Source organism: Candidatus Methanoplasma cognatum, assembly GCA_009777615.1.
Taxonomy (GTDB): Archaea; Thermoplasmatota; Thermoplasmata; order Methanomassiliicoccales; family Methanomethylophilaceae; genus Methanoplasma; species Methanoplasma cognatum.
Genome location: WRLM01000001.1, coordinates 535,074 through 555,501 on the forward strand (window position 1 = coordinate 535,074; position 20,428 = coordinate 555,501).

The 20,428-nt window shown below is 54.1% G+C and carries 15 protein-coding genes and 2 pseudogenes; 7 read left to right on the forward strand and 10 right to left on the reverse strand.

The window, feature by feature from the left end; translation table 11 throughout:
- Nucleotides 1-84: 84 nt before the first annotated feature.
- A complete protein-coding gene (locus FWG96_02380) occupies nt 85-2,667 on the forward strand; it encodes an MMPL family transporter (GenBank protein ID MCL2032107.1) in 2,583 nt (860 codons plus the stop codon).
- An 8-nt stretch (nt 2,668-2,675) separates the two neighbouring features.
- On the opposite strand, the gene FWG96_02385 is transcribed toward FWG96_02380, so the two are convergent.
- From FWG96_02385 to FWG96_02420, 8 genes are all read right to left on the reverse strand, one after another.
- On the reverse strand, nt 2,676-3,278 hold the full coding sequence (locus FWG96_02385) for a thiamine phosphate synthase (protein ID MCL2032108.1): 603 nt from the start codon (nt 3,276-3,278) through the stop codon (nt 2,676-2,678).
- The gene (thiH, locus tag FWG96_02390) at nt 3,275-4,426 is read right to left on the reverse strand and encodes a 2-iminoacetate synthase ThiH (GenBank protein MCL2032109.1); all 1,152 of its coding nucleotides are present in this window, start codon (nt 4,424-4,426) and stop codon (nt 3,275-3,277) included. The genes FWG96_02385 and thiH overlap by 4 nt, the downstream gene beginning before the upstream one ends.
- Entirely contained in the window at nt 4,407-5,195 is a 789-nt protein-coding gene (locus FWG96_02395; protein MCL2032110.1) for a thiazole synthase, read from the reverse strand. The genes thiH and FWG96_02395 overlap by 20 nt, the downstream gene beginning before the upstream one ends.
- Before the next feature lies 1 nt (nt 5,196).
- The gene (gene thiF / locus FWG96_02400) at nt 5,197-5,835 is read right to left on the reverse strand and encodes a sulfur carrier protein ThiS adenylyltransferase ThiF (protein MCL2032111.1); all 639 of its coding nucleotides are present in this window, start codon (nt 5,833-5,835) and stop codon (nt 5,197-5,199) included.
- A complete protein-coding gene (thiS, locus tag FWG96_02405; GenBank protein ID MCL2032112.1) occupies nt 5,832-6,026 on the reverse strand; it encodes a sulfur carrier protein ThiS in 195 nt (64 codons plus the stop codon). Before thiS ends, thiF begins: the two co-directional genes overlap by 4 nt.
- Nucleotides 6,027-6,045: 19 nt before the next feature.
- Nucleotides 6,046-6,675 carry a thiamine phosphate synthase gene (gene thiE, locus FWG96_02410; protein MCL2032113.1) on the reverse strand — a complete coding sequence of 210 codons (630 nt, stop codon included), beginning with the start codon at nt 6,673-6,675 and terminating at the stop codon, nt 6,046-6,048.
- A 121-nt stretch (nt 6,676-6,796) separates the two neighbouring features.
- Nucleotides 6,797-7,339, reverse strand: a complete 543-nt coding sequence (locus FWG96_02415) for an acetate uptake transporter (protein MCL2032114.1) — start codon at nt 7,337-7,339, stop codon at nt 6,797-6,799.
- 252 nt (nt 7,340-7,591) lie between these two features.
- A complete protein-coding gene (locus FWG96_02420; protein ID MCL2032115.1) occupies nt 7,592-9,463 on the reverse strand; it encodes a threonine--tRNA ligase in 1,872 nt (623 codons plus the stop codon).
- A gap of 239 nt (nt 9,464-9,702) precedes the next feature.
- On the opposite strand from FWG96_02420, the gene FWG96_02425 reads away from it, so the two are divergent.
- Nucleotides 9,703-10,626, forward strand: coding sequence for an FKBP-type peptidyl-prolyl cis-trans isomerase (locus FWG96_02425; protein MCL2032116.1), 924 nt, complete (start codon nt 9,703-9,705; stop codon nt 10,624-10,626).
- A gap of 18 nt (nt 10,627-10,644) precedes the next feature.
- Here FWG96_02425 and thiD read toward each other — a convergent pair whose 3' ends face one another.
- On the reverse strand, nt 10,645-11,946 hold the full coding sequence (gene thiD, locus FWG96_02430) for a bifunctional hydroxymethylpyrimidine kinase/phosphomethylpyrimidine kinase (protein ID MCL2032117.1): 1,302 nt from the start codon (nt 11,944-11,946) through the stop codon (nt 10,645-10,647).
- Nucleotides 11,947-12,382: 436 nt separating this feature from the next.
- Here thiD and FWG96_02435 point away from each other — a divergent pair, with 436 nt between their 5' ends.
- The 3 genes from FWG96_02435 to FWG96_02445 all read left to right on the forward strand — a co-directional run bounded on the left by FWG96_02435 (nt 12,383) and on the right by FWG96_02445 (nt 15,562).
- Nucleotides 12,383-13,672, forward strand: a complete 1,290-nt coding sequence (locus FWG96_02435; protein MCL2032118.1) for a DUF4143 domain-containing protein — start codon at nt 12,383-12,385, stop codon at nt 13,670-13,672.
- Between the two features lie 127 nt (nt 13,673-13,799).
- Entirely contained in the window at nt 13,800-14,165 is a 366-nt protein-coding gene (locus tag FWG96_02440) for a hypothetical protein (protein MCL2032119.1), read from the forward strand.
- A gap of 71 nt (nt 14,166-14,236) precedes the next feature.
- On the forward strand, nt 14,237-15,562 hold the full coding sequence (locus FWG96_02445) for an O-acetylhomoserine aminocarboxypropyltransferase/cysteine synthase (protein MCL2032120.1): 1,326 nt from the start codon (nt 14,237-14,239) through the stop codon (nt 15,560-15,562).
- A 224-nt stretch (nt 15,563-15,786) separates the two neighbouring features.
- Here the strand turns inward: FWG96_02445 and FWG96_02450 are convergent, their stop codons facing one another.
- On the reverse strand, nt 15,787-15,954 hold the full coding sequence (locus tag FWG96_02450; protein ID MCL2032121.1) for a hypothetical protein: 168 nt from the start codon (nt 15,952-15,954) through the stop codon (nt 15,787-15,789).
- A gap of 2,230 nt (nt 15,955-18,184) precedes the next feature.
- On the opposite strand from FWG96_02450, the pseudogene FWG96_02455 reads away from it, so the two are divergent.
- Nucleotides 18,185-18,552 (forward strand): annotated as a pseudogene (locus FWG96_02455) (hypothetical protein).
- A gap of 445 nt (nt 18,553-18,997) precedes the next feature.
- Nucleotides 18,998-20,394, forward strand: a pseudogene (locus FWG96_02460) (hypothetical protein).
- The last annotated feature ends 34 nt before the right edge of the window (nt 20,395-20,428 follow it).

Consider the following 20,428-nt stretch of genomic DNA (forward strand, 5'->3'; position numbering starts at 1 on the left):
GGAATCGGAATCACCGTAATAAAAATAATGGTACGCCGGCCGCCCTTTGAGAAGATTATATAGGTCGATGCAATCTCCCCGTTAATGATATTCGAAAAGCTCGCGGACCTGGTCTTCAGGCGTTCAAAACTGATCGTCGTGATATGGATAGTGGCTCTGATCTGCGCAGTGCCTCTTGCCCTCAAAGCGGGAAGCGTGCTTGATTATGATACCAACAACATGGCCGGGCCGGACGCTGAGTCCATCAAAGGCGCCGAGATGATAGGGGAATATTTCTACAGCTCGGATGTTCAGATAGAGAGCGCGGCCCTTCTCGTGGCGAGTTTCGATACGCCAGCGGGAAAGCTGAACGCGCTGGGCCTGTATCAGTCGATCTCCGATGAGCTCCCCGATTATGTCGACGAATACGGCGACCCGAAGATATCGCTGTTCCTGATAAACGGAGTATTCACCGATGAAGATGACGAATACAAAGGGGTCGTGATATATGCCGTCATTTATAGTCAGCGGATGACCGACGATAACCTGGTGATAGGCGATACGCCGAGCTTCAGGGACTTAGTCAGCGGGGTCCTGCCCGCTGATTCCGGGGTCACGGCATATGTCTCGGGGACACCCGCGATATCCTATGATACGGAGAAGAATGCATCCCAGGACCTCTCAAGGATCGATGTGTTCTCCATATTGATGATCCTGATACTGGTGGGACTCTTCTTCAGGTCCTTCGTGACGTCGGCGATGCCGCCGATGACCATCGGTGTGGCCTTCGGCGCCGTTCTCGCCCTGATGTTCATCGTAGGCTCGTTCCTTGACATAATCTACATGACAGAGATGCTTCTGCTTGTGTCCATGCTGGGCGCCGGGAGCGACTATTGCATCTTCATTCTGGCGAGGTATAGGGAAGAGCGGGTCCATGGGGCGGATCACGAGACCGCACTCAAAAGAGCGGTGACCTGGGCGGGGGAGTCGATAACGACCTCCGGCCTCGCGGTGATGATAGGGTTCGGCGCCATGTCCATCTGCTCTTTCTCGATGATAAGCTCGATGGGAGTGATGCTCGCCATCGGCATAGTCGTAGCGCTCGTGGCGGCGCTTACTCTGATATCATCAATACTTGCAATATTCGGAGAGAAACTGTTCTGGCCGACTAAAGCGGCGTCGCTCATGGAGGGGGGAAAAGCGCATAAGGGATGGCACGGAAAACTGTCCCGCGCCGGACACGGATATTTCACCAGGTCGGTCAAATTTTCGTTAAAGTATTCAAAAGCGATCATAGCGGTGGCGGTGCTGCTCACAATACCTGCCGCATTCATAATGGCAACCTCCCCATCGTCCTACAACATGATCGGAGCGATGTCGACCGGAGAGGGGATAGACGGCCTGAACGAGGTGCAGGAATACTCCAACGGCGGCATGATGATGCCGAACTATGTCATCTTTGAAACGGCCGAACCGTTGGGGAACATAACCGAGATGACCTACTTCGGCACGGTGTTCGGCCTGCTTTACTGGGATATGGGCAACCCGAACGTTCCAGATTATCTGAATAGGCTGTCGACGTTGTCGTCTTCGTTATCAGAGGATGATAATGCCGGAGAGGTATGGGGAGTTTACGCATGGCCCGCGCTGGTCGGAAAGGCTGCGCTGGAGGTCCCGAGAGGAGGGATGTCCGATCACGACTACACAATAGCGGTGTATTCGAAGGCAGCGTCCGAACTGCCGGACACCCTGTCGAAACAGATGCTTACTCCGGACCCCGGGTCCGGCCAGAATACGCTGGGGAGTCTGGTGTCAGGGTACGAAATGCTCATGCTCGGCGGCGCCGGGGCGCAATATGACGACCCGAACATGATCGCCGCCGTTGATTATGTTCTGAACTACAAGCTCGCGGCCTCCGTTGGCGGTGTGAGCGGAAGCGGAACATCATTTGACATCACCTATGTGAAATACACCCTCATAACCAAGGATGAGGCGATGGCCGACCGTTCCATGGAGACGATCAAATTCATGGACAGGACGATGTCTAAGTTCGCCGAGGACAATCCCGACCTGGTAGCAAACAAATGGCTCACCGGAAGCGCCGTCGTCATGTACGAGGTGTCCGAACTGGTAGGCAGCGAGTTCCTGAAGGTCGAGGTGCTTGCGGTGGCCCTGATATTCATCCTGCTGTTCTTTGTGATGAAATCTTATGTTACGCCGATACGTTCGATACTGACGATCCTCATGAGCGTAGTCTGGACAGTGGCGATGACCCACCTGATCTTCGGCAACCTTCTGGGAGAGGGGGTGATGTGGATGATACCCATTATCCTGATCGTGGTGTGCCTCGGTCTGGGCATGGATTACGACATCCTGCTGACAACGCGCATCAAAGAGAACCGTCTGTACAGAGGAAAGAGCAACGACGAGGCAATAACCTACGCGGTCACCCACTCCGGTTCCGTCATAACGATATGCGGTCTGATAATGGGAGGAGCGTTCGGCACGCTGATGCTCTCAAGCACCACCATGCTTCAGGAGTTCGGTTTCGCTTTGAGCTTCGCGATACTGGTGGACGCGCTGCTTGTGCGCACGTATATCGTGCCGGCGGCGATGCACCTTCTGGGCGACTGGAACTGGAAAGGTCCCAAGTTCCTGCACAAGAAAACACCAAAACCGCCCGAGTGATCGGGCACTCAATCCCCTTTGATTATTTCCCTTAATCTGTTCATCACTTCGGAAGGGTCCTTCTTTGCCATCAAGGGGCTTCTTAAACAGACCCCTCTGCATCCCGCATCCATGGCCCTTCCCGTCGTGTTGATATCTATCCCTCCGACGGCGAAAACAGGCACGTTCACAGCGTCGCACACCGCCCTCAGATCATGGATCCCCCTGCCTATGACGCCCGGCTTGCAGGAGGTCTCGAAAACGTTGCCGTAGATCAGGTGGGTCGCGCCCGCGGCTTCCGCCTCTACAGCCTCGGTCAAAGAGTGGACGGAAACCCATATCTCCTTGAACTTCTCCAGCTTTTCTTTCTCGGTCTTCAGTGTGTCGAAGGACACCTGCACGCGCCCGTTGTTGATGGCCGAGGCGATCTTTATGAATGAGTTGACGCAGAAATCCACACGGTGGTTGCTGCAGATCCTGGCACATTCTATGGCAAGATATCTGTATTCTCCTTCGGAGATGTCCTTCTCCCTGAGTATTATCATATCCGGGGACGAAGCGGCGACCGCCTCCACCTGCTCCAGGAAATCGTGCGCGGCGCTGATCTTTCTGTCGGTTATTGCGATGATCATACTCTCACGTAATCATTGAACACCGGCTGCAGACCTCTTTCGATCAAAGCCTTCCTTATCTGCTGCACGTTCCTTGAGTCCGAGATATCGAATTGCTCGTCGCCCTTCTTCTCCTCCGCATGCCCGCCGATCCCCACCGACACACCGGCGGACATCCTGTTGGCGCACAGCATGACGATGGTGTCTCTGAAATTGGGGCTTTCCCTTGACGATATGGTCTGCCCGGAGAATGGCATGAAGATGCGGTATGCCATTGCCAGCTGGTAGAGGTTCCTCTCAGACACCGTTTCAGCGGTATATTTCCCGTTAATGAACGGCCTCAGTCTCGGAAGGGAGAATGATATCTCAGCGTGAGGATATTTCCTCTGCAGCTGATGTGCGTGCACGCCGCATGCCAAGGCATCCTTCCTGAAATCGCCGAGTCCCAGCAAGGCGCCGAAGGCGACGCCTCTCATACCTCCCATCAGCGCTCTTTCCTGTGCGTTGAACCTGTATGAGAACACCCTCTTCGGACCGAAGAGATGAAGTTCGGCATATCTCGCCGGATCGTAGGTCTCTTGGAAGACCGTGACGTAATCGGCGCCGCATTGGCGGAGGTACCTGTATTCGTCGACATTCAGAGGATAGATCTCGACCCCGACATTTCTGAAGTGCTTCGCCGCCATCTTCACGCAGTCGCCTATGAATTCCACTCCGGACATCTTTCTCGAATCGCCTGCCAGAAGGAGGATCTCCGCAAGACCGGACTCTGCGATCTTCAACATCTCCGATTCTATCTCCTCTAAAGAAAGCTTCGCCCGGTTGATCCTGTTGTCTCTGCTGAAGCCGCAGTAGATGCAGCCGTTGTCGCAGTGATTCGATACGTAAAGCGGGGTGAACAGCGTCACCGAGTTCCCGAAGAACCTCCTCGTCTCTTCGCTGGCTCTTACCGCCATATCCTCCAGACGCGCTTCGGCGGAAGGTGAGAGGAGGGATGCAAAATCCCTGACATCCAAGCGCTCTTTGCCCAGGGCTTCCTCCACGTCCGCAACGGTGAATGAGGACAGGTCCACTTTGGAGACCTTGGATAAAGTGTCTGCCATCACGTTCGACGATATCGATTCCATGTGCTGATGGTAATCTTCGGCATCAGTGGGTTCTCTGGTCATTCCATGCTCCCAAGAATCCCCTGAGCGGGCTGGATGCTTCCCCTCTGTTCTGAAGTACTCTGCCGGGCTTCGACAGGAATGCCATGCGTCCGGCTTCGATCGCCATTTTGAATGCTTTTGCCATCAGCGGTATGTCGGTCGCCGTTGCGATGGCGGTGTTCGCCATCACCGCCGCGCAGCCCATCTCCATCGCTTCGCACGCCTGCGACGGCCTGCCGATGCCGGCATCGACTATCACCGGAAGGTCCAGCTCGTCTATCAATATTTTTATGAAATCCTTCGTCAGCAACCCTTTGTTGCTCCCTATCGGTGCGCCGAGCGGCATTATCGCGGACGCTCCCGCATCCGCCATCGAACGCGCGGCGGAAAGGTCCGGCATCATATAGGGCATAACTATGAACCCCTCTTCGGCAAGCATCTTCGTGGCCCTTATGGTCTCGCAGTTGTCCGGAAGTAGATACCTCGAATCCTTGATTATCTCGATCTTGATCATATCTCCGCACCCGAGTTCTCTGGACAGCATAGCGATGCGCATGGCCTCTTCCGCGTTCCTCGCGCCGGAAGTGTTAGGCAGCAGCGTCAGCCCTTCGGGGATGTAGTCGAGTATGTTATCTTCTCCTCCGGCGTTAGCCCTCCTAACCGCAAGCGTGGCCACCTCCACGCCCCCGTTCTCCATGACCATCTTCGTCATCTCGAGGGAGAACTTCCCCGAGCCGAGTATGAATCTGGAATTGAATCTCTTGTTGCCTATCTTGAGTTCGTCAGTCATTTCACAAATCCTCCTTCATCAATAATGATACGACCATGTTTGCCATATGTCCGGCGCAGATGTTCACCCTTGGCGACATAAGGCCTCCTTTCATACCCTCCATGTCAACGCCGTCGCCGCAGATGTAAAGGTCCGAGAATAGTTTTTCTGTTCTTATCTCATTGGACCTTCCGAATCCCGCCATTCCGGAGCCGGATACCACTTTGATCCCCGGACATTTTTCCAGCAGCGTGTTGATGAGCATCGCCTTCTCGGACGGAACGTCGAAAGCTTCGCAGACAATGCAGCACCCTCCGAAAATATCAGGGATGTTGGACGGGCTCAGTTTCATTTGATGCTTCTTTATCGTCATGTAAGGGTTGATCCTTTTCAGTTGTTCTTCGGTCATGTCGACCTTCGCGCGCCCTACCTGATCAAGATAATAGTTCTGTCTGTTTATATTGGTAATGTCGACGAAGTCAAAATCGACTATGGTCAGGTACGATACTCCGGCCCGGGCAAGCATTGAGGCTATGTTGGATCCGAGGCCTCCCAGCCCCGCTATGCCTATCTTTGCTTTTCTTATTACGTTGTGGATCTCCGGCGAATGTCTGGCACACAAGGCCTCGTCAAGATCTTCCTTGCTTGGGAGCGTCATCATCCCCCTCCGACGAATCCCACTATCTCAACGGAGTCTTCACTCTTCAGAACGACGCCGGCGTATTCCGATCTGGGAACGATCTTCCCGTTCAGTTCGACGGCCACCCGGTCCTGTCTGTAGCCGGTGCTTAATATAAGGCTTTCCAGTGTCATCGGCGAAACCAGCTCCAGATACTTTCCGTTGACGTTCATGCTATCTCTATCGGTCTTCTCAGATATTAGGTCTTACTTTCAGTATCATATCTCTCAGCTCATGAGCGGCAGCGGGGATATCCTTCTGTGACACCACCGCGGAGACCACGGCGGCGCCGTCCGCGCCCGCGCGGATGACGTCTTGGATATTTCCTCTGTTGATCCCGCCGATGGCCATCACCGGTATGTCCACAGCCTGTCTGACCGTGAAAACGGCGTCTAGGCCGCGGCCGTGCTGCGCATCATGTTTGGTGGACGTCCTGAATATCGAGCCCACGCTTACATAATCGGCCCCCCCAGACTCGGCGTCGGCCGCCTCTTCGGCGTTGTGGACGCTCACTCCTATGATCTTGTCCTCACCGAGCAGTTCCCTGGCGTCCCCGACGGGTATGTCAGACTGGCCGAGATGCACTCCGTCGGCGTCGGACAGTATCGCAATGTCCACCCGGTCGTTAACGATGAAGAACTTCGCATACTCGTCCGACAGGGACCTGATCATTCTGGCCTGCTCGAGCATCTCTTTTCCGTCGGACCCCTTCATCCTTAATTGAACTATATCGGCCCCGCCGGAATACGCAAGCCCGGCGACCTCGGCCTCGGATCGGCCGTTGGAAAGAGAGCGGTCCGTTATCACGCAGAGTTCGAACATGATATCCGATTGTCGGACCCCTATTAATAGTGTTCAAAATCGTCTGCTCTATGGCGCCCCCCGCCCGACTTAAAAAGATAAAGTGTATCCTGTGTCCAGGATACTTTATTAAAGTCTGTTATCAAAGGGGCAGTATCTGCTTCTTATACTGTTCGGCGTACATTTCGGCAGATGCGATGTATATCGCCGCCGCTGCGGCTATGATGCCAGCCGCTCCGCCCAACTTTGTGAGTATATCAATTTCCAGAAACGCACCGCTGGTCAGCAGGATCAATGTCAGGTCGATGAGCACGAAGGTTATGATGAAAGACTTAGGGCTCTTGAGCGTACCGAACGTCATACATATGACCAGTATGGTGAATATGAGGAAGAAGGTCGACATCGAGGTATGGTCCGGCGTGCCTAATGTCTCTGCATGCAGTAGGCCGAAAGCTACCCAGAAAAGGCCCAACAGTGTGAATACTGTCGCTGTGAACATACTGTTCCTCTTGAACTCGATCGCTCCCGCGATGATCTGTGCGAAACCGCCCATGAATATGGCGGCCGCGATTATTGTCGCATCCATTTCAAAAAATCCGAGGTTGTGTACTGAGAGCAGAATTACTGCCAAGGCAAACCCGTAAAGGCCTAATGTGATGGGGTTTGCTATTTCATTTGAAGTCATTAAGATTTCACCTGAGGTGTATCATATGCCCTAGTTTATTTAATTAACCAAGCGCGGTGAGAAAAGATTCATTTTTTCTCCATCGGGTCTCCGATATTGGAAATTACGGTATATATCCGGGCCGGGGCTTGAACGCCTGCCTGGCCGGAAATGAAAGGACAAAACGCATGAATATCGTCGGTCAGCTGTCAAGCCTAGGCTCCGGTCATGTTCAAAAGATCGTTAAAGGCGGGAACGCCGCCTTGGTTTGGTTCAGAACTCGCAGCGCTTGCTGAGTTCCGCTGGAAGGTACATGGGGCGTACCGGATAGCCTTCGGTCTCGCTCCTGATCCTCGATATGAGCTCATCTGCGGTCACGTCGATATCTTTGTTCTCGGATCTGACATAGACCTTCAGCTTTCCGCTCTTCAGCTCGTTCTCGCCGATGACCGCGCTGTATGAGCACCAATCCTGCTTAGCCCGCCTCACTTTCTTTCCGACGGTCGCGTCGGTGTCGTCGACGGATACCCTGATCCTCTTCGATCTGAGGCCGGCGGCTATCTCCTTGGCCGCCTGGACGTAGTCCTCGGACATCGGCATAAGGCGCACCTGCTCCGGGGTTACCCATACCGGCAGGTATCCGGGGACGCCGGTCTTCTCTATTTGAACTGCGGTGTCCAGGAGGGCGTACATGTACCTCTCGATGGAACCGATGACCGCGCAATGCAGGATGACGGGGTACTGTTTCTCTCCCTTTTCATCGGTATAGGTGATGCCGAACCTCTTTGCGTTGCCGATGTCGATCTGGACCGTGCCGATCTCCCTGGGCCTTTTCATCTGATCTATCATGTGGTATTCGATGTTGACCGTCCAGTAGTAGTTGATCCCTTCGGGGTATATGTGGATAAGAGCGTCCCTGCCGTGTTTCTCGCAGAGCTTCCTGACCATTTCCTTGTTGTCCTCGAACGCTTTCCTGGAAGAGAAGTTCACGAGCATGTCGTAATCCCTTCCGATGTTCTCTATCTCGTCGTATATCCTGCCGTCAAGGAGCGTGAAATACTCCTGGGCTTCAGGAACGGTCGAGCATATTACGTGGAAGTCGGGCATGTTCAGTCTCCTGGTTCTGAAACAGAGCATGGTCTCCCCGGACTGTTCTAGCCTGTAGGAGTCCGCGACCTCGAAGGCGCCGAAGGGCATCTGTTTGTAACTTACGTTCCAGTTCCTGATCATGGCGAACTGCTGGTGGCAGGCCGCATACCTCAGGATGAAGCTCTTCTTCCCGGTGCTGATGGTGTATAGCCTGTCTCCGAAGAGGTCTGCGTGTTCTTTGACGGCAGGTTCGTCAAGGGAGAACATGTTCGTTCCCTTCACGTGGTACACGCTGATCCCGGTACTGTTGACTATGTCCGTGGAATAATCGGAGATGAGGTCGAACATCATCGCCCCGTGAGGGGCGAGGTTCATGTGCCCCACGTCCGACATGGTCTCCCACTGGATGCCGAACTTCCTGCATAGCCTGAGGTACTCCGGTTCTCCGCCGGCGGGAGCCTCTTTTCCCAGAGCCTCCTTGTCGATCATATATCTCATGCAGTCGGATCCGCCTTTGTAGTCCTCTATGGACATCTCCTTTCCGTCGGTCTTTAGGATAAAATACGTATCCTTTCCTTTGGGCGCGGTCTTCTCTTCCTTGCCCTTGAAATCCCTGGACAGTTCGGAGAGCGGGTGCCCCTTACATTTGATGTCGAACGCTTTGTACCATCCGAAAGGCGCGCGGGATACTTCCGCTCCGGACGACACGATCATCTCTTTCAGAACATCAAGCATCTCTACGCTTGCCTTCGGTTTAGCAAGATCGCTGCTTAGGTGCGCATACGGATAGAGCATTATGCGTTCAGCGCCGACCCTTTCTTTTACGGCCAGGATATCCTTCGACGCCTCCGCCGCTACCTGCCGGACCTTACCTTCGTCTTCGCTCTCCACGGTTATGAAAACGACCAGGACCTCATCCATCCTTCCGTTGTGGAGGTCATCGGGTATGTCTTCGGCGACCTTTGTCTTATCTTTTGCTTCGAATTCCATCGAGTCGGCGTGAATGTACAGTGCTCTCATGAGACCATTTTCCTTTTTGTTCTCCGGCTTCTCCACAGAAAGAGAGCTGAATATGTGTCTCGGATACTGAGAGTAATATATAAACACGTATGAATGGGAATGCGGGATGCCTTCACCCTGCGCCGCATCCGAGCTAGAGGCAGCCGCGTCGGATGCCTATGTCAAAATGAAACGTTCTGCGGGCTTGGAGGGAAAGAAACTCCGAACACGCGGGATTTTCCCAAAGCCGACCGCATATATTTTTATAGAGAACACACATTGCAAGAATTGGTAGAATGGCTGACGAGGAGTTCAAGGTCAAAAAAGAAAGAGACCCGATCATGACGGTCTGTTTTGTTGTGTTCATGCTGACCGTGTGTGTCATTACAGGCGCTACGGTCTACAACAACTATCTGAAAGCAGATGACAGCATCGCCGTCAGCGGAAGCGCGGTATCTGTGAACTACATAGGCACATACTATGACTACTACGGCGAAGGCAACTACGCCGTTTTCGATACGAGCCGGTGGAACGTCACGAACAATGATGACATCACGAAAGGCAACGACTTCACGCCGAACCCCGAGTCCGCCCACAGGCCGCTCAGTTTCACCATCGGGGATGGGTCTCTCCTCTCCGGATTCAACAATGCCGTGATAGGCCATAAGATCGGGGAAAAGATCAGAGTCATGATCCCGGCGGGAGAAGGATACAACGCGGCTTCGACGGATGCCACTATGTCCACAGCGACTGTCATTACCATACCGTCGACCGAGGTCCTGACATTAACGCAGTTCAGCGCGATCTACGGCCATGAGCTCAAAGGATATGAGGACATAGAGAAATCGGCGTACGGCTGGCCCGCATCCGCGTCTTATAACTCGGCCAACAACACGGTGACGATGAGATATATGCCCCAGACGGGAACGACCTACACGATGACCGACAGCGACTTCGGGACCGTATCTCTTAACGTAACGGCGGTCAGCGGGACCACAATCTCGTACAGGTATGTGGTCTCAGACTACACAACCGTCTCAACCCAGGGAAGCGACAAAGAGATACAGATGATAATGCTTGATTTCGGAACCGAGAAGTGGTACATCGTCTCGGTGACCGATCACGGCACGGGGACCGCGGATTCCTTCACCTACAGAACGACTGGCGAAAGGTACAACCAGGACCTGTACTTCGAGATCGAGATAGTAACAATAGGCTGAGTCCCTCGGCCTTTTTTCTCAATTTAATATCGAACTTAGTTTCGAAAGCACTTCGGAAGGGTCCCTGCCCAATATTTTGACGGTCTTACCGTTCTTTTGATCGTTGTCCGATATGGCGTCAGGAACGCCTTTGGTCTTTTCCAAGAGACTCTTTGTCGCGGAGCTCCAGAGGGGGTTGCCCTTCCTTCCGGACCGCATCGTGTCCATGCCTATCTCCTCAAGAAGGTCTAAAGTATCCTCCGCCGGCGCTATGCTGATCACGCATCTTATCTCAGGGTCCTTTTTCATAACCTCTAACAGAATGAACGAGAGATGTCCGGCGGTGCCGAACTTCGCAGGCCCGTTCTTCACAAGTTTTCCGTTCCTGAAAGCGATCTTCCCCTCTATGGCCGCGATATCCTCGGGTCCGTCCGCATCCTTCGCGGCATATGCGATGTTCACTCCGTTTCTGGGGATGAGACTGTTCGGCAATCCGTTCAGGATCCTTTCCGCCGCCGCATCCAGCGAATTCAGCACGCTGAACCTGTCGGAGTCCTCTTTCGGGAAGGTTACGACCGAAATGGGATTGACCACGAGTTCCCCCTGCCCGACGGCATACTGCGTTTCGATCGATCTTTGGATCATATCCCTCGCACGGAGGACCGAATTGACGATATCAAGACCCTTCGCAAGGTTAGCTGTGATGTACGATGACAGGATGCATCCGCTCCCGTGGCCGGCCCTGTCGAGCCGCGGTTTGCGCATTATGGTGAACTCTGACGAGAGATATAGGTAATCTGTAACTTTCTTTGAGTCGATGTGCCCGCCTTTCAGCAGAACGGAGGATCCCTGTTTCCCTATTATCTCGCACGCCAGCATCGCGTCGTCCTCGGTGGTTATCTTGATGCCCGAAAGGACCTCCGCTTCGTGTTTGTTGGGCGTCACCAGCCCGCAGATGGGAATAAGATCATTCTTAAGAGACCTTGCCAGATCGTCCTTTGATAGAGTGTCCCCCACGGTAGCAACCATAACAGGATCGACCACCAGAGGAATGTCGCTGTTCTCAAGAACATCCGCGACCACTCTCACGATATCCGCGCTGTACAGCATCCCGGTCTTCACAGCCTCTACCCTGCAGTCCGCAAGGACGGACTCCAGCTGTTCTCTGACGATCTCCTCCGGCACTGGGTGGATATTGCTGACTCTTTTTGTGTTCTGTACCGTCACAGCGGTGACGACTGTCACGGCATGTACTCCCGCCGAAGCCATAGCTTTGACATCCGCTTGTATGCCCGCTCCGCCTACGGAGTCGGACCCGGCAATGGTCAGCGCGGTCTTCATTACGGCGCTATGGCCGTGCTTTGATAAAGTCATCTTAATTCTCCGATTGAGGAATGCTTATCTTTTTAAGAGAAACATCCCCCGTTGTGCATCCACAGGTCATACACGGGGTTCGCGGATATAATCTTTAGGATTACGTTCCAGGCCAGGAGGGCCTTTGTGACAGAATTTGCGATCCCGATCGGGCCGGGACCATGACTGGAAATGGTCCGAAGCCGCCTACCCATCCGGCGGCGCAGAGCACTTCCGTCAGCCGGGCCGGTGCGGGGAATGGCGTACAGCCCTGTGCGCCTGTCCCTTTACAGACGGTCGTCTGACAGTATCGCATTTGCAAAAGTTAAAAAATTTTATTTGTAAAAGTTAAAAAGTTTTATTTGCAAAAGTTAAAAAGTTTTATTTGCAAAAGTTAAAATATATACACGGGCTCATCAACGTCATGGAGACTAAACGGCCGCCGCTTCCCGAGGACATACGCAGCATCTACCGTCCGAGGATCATCGATGCGGCCATTTCCAGAGAACTCTCAGCTTTCGGAGGGGTGCTGATAACCGGCCCAAGGTCTTGCGGGAAGTCATGGACCGGCCTTATGCACTCAAGGTCAGCGACGTTCATGGGCTATGGCAACATCAACAAGCTGGCGATGCTGGAGCCGCAATCTGCGCTGGAGGGAGAATATCCCCACCTTGTGGATGAATGGCAGGACGTACCCGAACTATGGGACACCGCAAGGAGGAACATCGATTTTGGGAACAGAAAAGGCATGTACATATTCACCGGATCATCGGTGCCTCAGCTGGAAAAGACACGCCATACGGGAATCGGCAGGTTCGCCCGTGTGGAGATGCGCACAATGTCCCTTTTCGAATCGGGGAGCAGCAGCGGCACGGTAAAGTTATCGGAGGTCTTTGACACAGGAAAGGCAGAGATTGCGCGGTCCGGCATGGATTATCGGAAGATCGTTAACCTTATATGCAAAGGCGGATGGCCCGGCGCACTAGGACTTGACGATGAGGCGGCAATGAGCATCCCGTATCAATATATGAAATCAGTAACGAGCACGGATATGCTGCAGTTCGACGGTAAAAGGCGGAGCACGACGACCGCAAAAACGGTCCTGATGTCCCTCGCAAGAAACAATGCGACGCTCGCAGGCGATTCAACGCTCGCCACAGATATCCGGAACACCGGAACAGCTATATCTTATCCTACAACGGCCAACTATGTGGATGCCCTGAAAAAGCTATACATCATCGATGAACAGGCCGCATGGCACCCGTCGCTGCGCTCCAGGATCCGGATATACACATCCCCTAAAAGACACTTCACAGACCCGTCTTTGGCGGCGGCCGTTCTCGGAGCAAGGCCGGACATCCTTTACAGGGACCCCAACGCCGCCGGTTTCCTGTTCGAGTCGCTGTGTTACAGGGACCTCTCTGTTTATGCTTCGTCAATGGGAGGAAGCGTGTTCCACTATCGGGACAACTCGGATCTTGAAGTGGACGCTGTGGTACAGCTCAGCGACGGCAGATGGGGCGCCGCAGAGGTCAAATTGGGCGCGTCCGAGTTCGACAAGGCCGCCTCCAAGCTTACTGCATTCGGGAAAAAGATGACCATGGCCGGCGCCCCGGAACCGTCGTTCCTTATGATACTCAACGCCACAGGAGGCGCGGCTCACACAAGGCCCGACGGCGTCGCCGAAGTGCCGATCGACTGCCTCGGGCCGTGATGCTCACCGGACCCGCCGTTCTGAAACATAGGACCCCGGTGAACAACCCGTCGGTTTTCGGCGGAATATGCCGAAAATCGGCTTGCATTAAGAACACATAAATAAATGCTATGCTTAGTGTCATAAGATGAAGGTCTTCAGCACCCATTTCGTTCTCAAAGGTAAATCGGATTACAAGGATCTCGCACCCGTATTCCCGGATATCCTGAAAGCTCTGCTGTCGGAGATAGGGCAGATGCCGGAAGAGGAAGAGATCCTGCAGATGTTCATTGAGATGAACATGGTCGATCTCGAGCGCAACCGCAAGCCCGAGGGATACAACAGGAAGGGAAAGATGAGGCTGATCTTTCCGATCGACCGGAAGGAGTTTTACTTAAAGACCTACAACAAGTCCACCGACATGTCCAGGATGGCGGACCTGATAAGCGGCCTTCTTAACACGGCCAACGTGAAGTTTGAGATACTTCACAACGACAGGACCGATTTTGATTGATACTGGACGTAAGAAATACCGCTGGATACATTAATATAAGCCGTTATTAATGCTAATATTGAGGTTTTCCCATGAGCAGATCGAAAAAAGACAACGTCCCTTCGGGCCCGAACAACGATAAGAAACTAAGATTCGAGACGCTCCAGCTGCACAAAGGGCAGGAGGTCCCGGACCCGGTGTCCGGCGCAAGGGCCGTGCCGATCTACCTCACGGCGGCATATGTTTTCAAAGACTGCAAGGCCGCCTCGGAAAGGTTCGCTCTCACGGATCCGGGGAACATATACGGCCGCCTTACGAACAATACTCAGGCGATCCTCGAGGACCGCATAGCGGCGCTGGAGGGGGGATCCGCCGCGCTCGCCACGGCGTCCGGCGCGGCGGCAATAATGTACACTTTGCAGAACATAACCTCGGCGGGAGACCATATCGTTGCGGCCAACAACCTCTACGGCGGTACGTACAATTACCTTGAGCACACCTTCTCGAGGTTCGGCGTGAAGACCACGTTCGTGGACCCGGGCGACCTGAACAATTTCGAGAAGGCCATGCAGAAGAACACTAAAGCGGTGTACATAGAGACCTTAGGGAACCCCAACTCCGATTTCATCGATGTGGAGAAGGTGGCGGAGATAGCACATAAGCACGGGATAATACTGATCGTGGACAACACGTTCGCCACTCCTTTCCTCTATAGGCCTCTGGAGCACGGCGCCGATATCGTGGTGGAGTCTGCGACCAAGTTCATAGGGGGGCACGGGACAGTGCTCGGCGGCCTGATAATCGAAGGGGGAAAATTCGACTGGGCGGCCAGCGGCAAATATCCGCAGCTGGTGGAACCTGACGCAAGCTATCACGGAATAAGCTTCTTCAAAGCGGCGGGGCCGGCGGCCTTCGTCACAAGGATAAGGGCGGTGCTTCTCAGGGACACGGGGGCAGTGATCTCCCCGATAACCGCATTCATCCTTCTGCAGGGTCTTGAGACGCTCTCTCTCAGAGTAGAGAGGCACGTACAGAACGCGCTGGAAGTGGTAAGGTACCTGAGCGGCCATCCAAAGGTCCTGAAGGTGAACCACCCTTCGCTTGAGGATCATCCCTGCCACGATCTGTATGAGAAGAACTTCCCCGACGGGGCAGGTTCGATATTCACTTTTGACATCAAAGGCGGAGAGAAAGAGGCGATAAGGTTCATAGACAGTCTGAAGCTCTTCTCTCTGCTCGCGAATGTTGCGGATATGAAATCTCTGGTGATACACCCGGCGACCACAATTCACTCTCAGCTCAACGACCGTGAGCTGAAAGAGCAGAAGATCAACCGCGGCACCGTCCGTCTTTCCATCGGGACCGAGAACATCAAGGACATAATCGCCGATCTCGAACAGGCTTTTGACAAAGTGTGAGCGGGCGGGGAACCCCCGCGCTCCGGCGGCCTATATATATACGATCCGGTTGCGCCTGGCATATTTACATGTAGAAGCATCTATAAAATATTTATTGACAGTACGCAATATATAGTAGATGGATACATTAAATATATTTATGTACCTATTTCTATATACTTGCGGACGCAGGGGGGCTGAGAGAAAAACGGCGCTCGCATAACGAACTACCTGATGGTGAATGCTTATGGGAGAGGAAGCAGCCCCAAATGGAAATATAGGAATATGCGGGGGAGCAGAGAGAGGCCGTTGGTCCTCTTGCAGCCGTATAGGGTCACCGTTAAGGTCGTTTTTGTCAGGGCTAAGAACAATTTCTCCGCGGACATGGTGCTTTCAGACTTTTTCATCACCATGCGGCGGGGAATGCGACACCTCCATATACGGGGCCGCCGGCGGAAGCCGCGGCCTCCGCAGAAAATCTCTTAAAGAGATCGCCGCGCGCATCCCGCCTGGCAAAGTTTCCGGCATTCATTTATTCAACACGTTTCCGTCTCGGCACCCGCCTTGCGCTGGCGCCGTATCCTTCGGAACGTACGCGTGCGTTGCTTCTCAAAACTCCTCCGCAGAAAAGCGCGGAGCATTTTCCGAAAGATATTCACAGTCGATCTTCCGCACCGCCGTCCGCGGCGGGCTGAAGCAGTCAATATGAAGAAAATAAGGCAGGCAATCCAAATGAGACCTAAAAATAAAATGAAATATGAAACAGCGTCCGAGAGGAAGAAGGGCGCATCGGCGGAGACGAAACATACAATCTTCAAAGGCGCCGTAAAACCTGTGATCATCATAGCGGCCGCCATCATGGTTATGGTCGCCGCGCTGCCCTTAGTGTCCACGGACACGACCGGCCAGGGACCCGGGACGGATGCATTATGGAAAGATAACTTCGGCGGCGTTTATGGTAATTACTTTATGGGTGTTACGGCAACATCCGACGGCGGCTTCGTAGCGGCAGGTTACTCATACGCAGACTCGTTCGGGAACGGCGACTGGTCAGGCGTTACAGGGTACGGCAATGATGATGCGACCATCGTGAAGTACGACAGCAATGGCGTTGTGCAATGGAGGAAGAACTATGGCGGACCACAAGCCGACTCCTTCCAAGAAGTGACGGAAACAAACGACGGCGGGTTCGTCGCCGTAGGTTATTATGCAAGAAGCGACGCGATCATTGTGAAGTACGACAGCGACGGTAATCTGCTATGGGATAAGAGCTTCGGCGGATCAGGGACCGATTCATTTGTCGGTGTGACGGAAACATTTGACAATGGCCTCGTCGCAGTGGGTAACTCTAACACATTTGGAAATGGTGACTGGTCGGGCTATACTGGGAACGGCGGACAAGACGGGATAATAGTGAAGTACGATAGCGGCGGAGATTTACAATGGAAAAAGAGCTTCGGCGGATCGAATTTTGATTATCTCTTGAAAGTAACAGAAACATCTGACGGCGACATCGTAGCAGTAGGTGCTTCAGTCGTAATTGGCGGCGACTGGTTGGGTGTCACAGGGAAGGGCGGCCTCGACGCAACCGTTGTAAGATTCGACAGCAGCGGCAATCTGCTGTGGAATAAGAACTTCGGCGGGCCAGGCGCTAATGACTTCGAAAATGTAACAGCAACATCTGATGGCGGCGTTGTTGCAGTGGGTCGTTCAACCACATTTGGGGGCGGTGACTGGCCGGATATTATAGGAAACGGCTATGAAGAAGCAATTATAGTGAAGTACGACAGCGGCGGTAATATGCTGTGGAAGAAGACCTTCGGCGGACCGGAAAATGACATTTTTTATGACGTAATGGAAACATCCGATGGCGACATAATCGCAGTAGGTTATTCAGAAGCATTCGATAATGACCTCTGGTCAGGCGTTCCGGGGAACGGCGCTGAAGATGCGATCGTCGTGAAGTACGATGGCAGCGGTAATTTGCTATGGAAGAAGAATTTCGGCGGGTCGAGCAGTGATGTCTTCCAAAGTGTGACGGGAACGCAGGACGGCGGCTTTGTTGCAGTGGGTTATTCTGAAGTATTAAACGATGGCGATTGGTCAGGTTTCGATGGGAAAGGATATATAGATGCCATAATCGTGAAATTCCGCGAACGGGACCCTGCCACAATTAGTGCTTCAAACAAAACTGCAGAATGGAATAACGCCTCACAGGCAATAGGCATACCTACAGTAACGGATGATACAACAGGCCTTCCTCTGGGCGTAACATCTTCCGATTTCGTGATTACATACACCGGAACAGGCGCGACCACATATGGCCCAAGCACCACCCCTCCGACAGAAGCCGGAACATACAGCGTTGAAATTGCGTTGGAACTTCTGGGCTATTGGGCGCCCGATGTGACGGTGACGCTTACGATCGCTCCGATAGAATGGATTGCGATCGATTTGGCGGACGGCGACGGCTCTTTGACGGGCGCGACGGCGGCCGACTGGTCAGATTATTATACGTACAGCGCGGGCGTCCTCACGATAAAACAGGACGCGCCCGCAGGATCCAAAGGATACCGCATATATCAGACGGATGATCCTCTTGCGAACAGCATATGGATCAACGGCGGCGTGAACACCGCAGTAATGATCGACGGCATCGATATCAGCGGCCGCATCACATTAGGGAATTCATCTGAAGTCACGCTTTTACTGAAGGATGACAACGTGATAGATGGGGTCATCCATACTCTGGCAGACGCCGTGCTGACGATAGACAGCGCAGCCGCTCCCAACACGGGCAGCACCAATGGTTCGCTGACGGTCACCCCACGCAGTGTGACCGATGATTTCTATGCGGGCATCGGCGGCGGCGAAGGTACGATCATCATCAACGGCGGTACCCTGGACGTAACAGGCGGCGCATACGGCGCAGGCATAGGGGGCGCCGGTGGCGCCGAGGGAGGTTACATATTTATCAATGGCGGAACAGTGACCGCAGAGGGCGGCGCATACGGCGCCGGCATAGGCGGCGGCGATGCAGGAGACGGCGGCTACATAGAGATAAACGGCGGCACTCTGAACATAACGGGCGGCACCGGCGGTGGTGCGGGCATCGGCGGCGGCAAAGATGGAGAAGGCGGCGCAGGCATAGGCGGCGGTGGCAACATTATTATCAACAACGGGATCGTGACCACAACCGGGACCGACGGCGGCGCAGGCATAGGCGGCGGCGCAGGCGGCGGCAGCGGCAAATTAGAGATAGACGGCGGGATCGTGAACACATACGGCGGGACCGGCGGCGCGGGGATCGGCGGCGGCGCAGGCGGCGCAGGCGATGCCATCACGATCAGCGGCAGCGAATACACGATAGTGAACGCCTTTGGCGGGACCGGCGGCGCGGGGATCGGCGGCGGCGCAGGCGGCGACGGCGGCAATATAACGATCAATCATGGAGTGGTGACCGCTACCGGCGGCTACGATGCGGCAGGCATCGGCACAGGCGCCGGTCTCAGTTTATCCAACTCGGTGCTTGTCACAAGCATACCGGCCGAAATATACGCATATTCGACCGGAAGCCTCCCCGCGATCCGTGTTGTTATGTTTTATTCCACAGGGTTCATTGTGAGCGCAATATCCGAAACAGAACTCGACGGTACCCTGCTGGTCTACGAGGACGGCGACAGAAGCACAGAGCTCACAGGGATAGATATCCCCCCTGCATGCAAAGGGTTCGCATTCCAGAGACCTATGGCCCCGTGGGCGCAGACATATAACGTGTATCTTCTCGACGAGGACGGCCTAAGGTCCGTCGTGCGCAGAGTCGACGGCGGCGCGGAGATATACTCCGTGAACTACATGAGCGGTTATGTCATGTATGACTCGAGCTCGACAAATGCCCTTTGGGTGAACACGGGCTCCGTATACTACCTCGGGGTTGTCGAGAAGCATGTCGACATCAATGGCGATCCCATATCCAAGACGGACGGGTTCTCGTTCGTCGACCTGGGGAGCGACTACAGCAGAGAGATACCCAAGTTGCAGGGCTGGATCGTCAGAGGATATCACATAGGCGATACTTTCGACCCGAACACATATGAAGAAGGCACATCCGTGACCATTCTGAACCTCTCGGTCAGCCCGACGACCGTCTACTTCGTATATGAGAGGTCACCGTATTGGATGGAGATCGACCTCGACGATGCGGACGGCTCACTCACAACTACCGATTGGCTGCAGTATTATGAATATGATCCGGCGACATATACGCTGTACATCTACTCGGATGCTCCTGACTGGAGCGGGTACGCATACCGCATCTATCAGTCATCGGGCGCGCACAGTGTGGCGAATATTGTGATAGATGCTGATGTTACCACAAGCGTGACCATAGACGGCATCGCGATATCCGGCAGCATAATGCTGGAGGACGGCGCCGATCTCAGTCTGTATCTTTCAGGCAGCAGCACTGTCGACGGAGGGATACATGCTCCCGCCGGAACAACATTAACGATAGACAGTGCATCAAGCACCGCTTCGCAGCCTAACAGCACCCGCGGCTCTCTTGTAATAACCGCTCTGGATGCCAGCTTTGCCGGAATAGGCGGCGGCGACCACGAGAACGGCGGCACGATCACGATAAACGGCGGCACTCTTGATGTGACCGGAGGCAACGGTGCCGCAGGCATCGGCGGAGGCGAGTATGCCTTCTCCGGTACCATTACCATCAACGGCGGCATTGTGGATGCACAAGGGGGATTCGGAGGCGCCGGGATAGGAAAAGGCGTGAATGACGTCTCATCCATGGGCGGTTCCGTAACGATAAACGGCGGCACTATCAACGCATACGGCGGCGACTACGCCGCAGGCATAGGCGGCAGCATGTCCGGC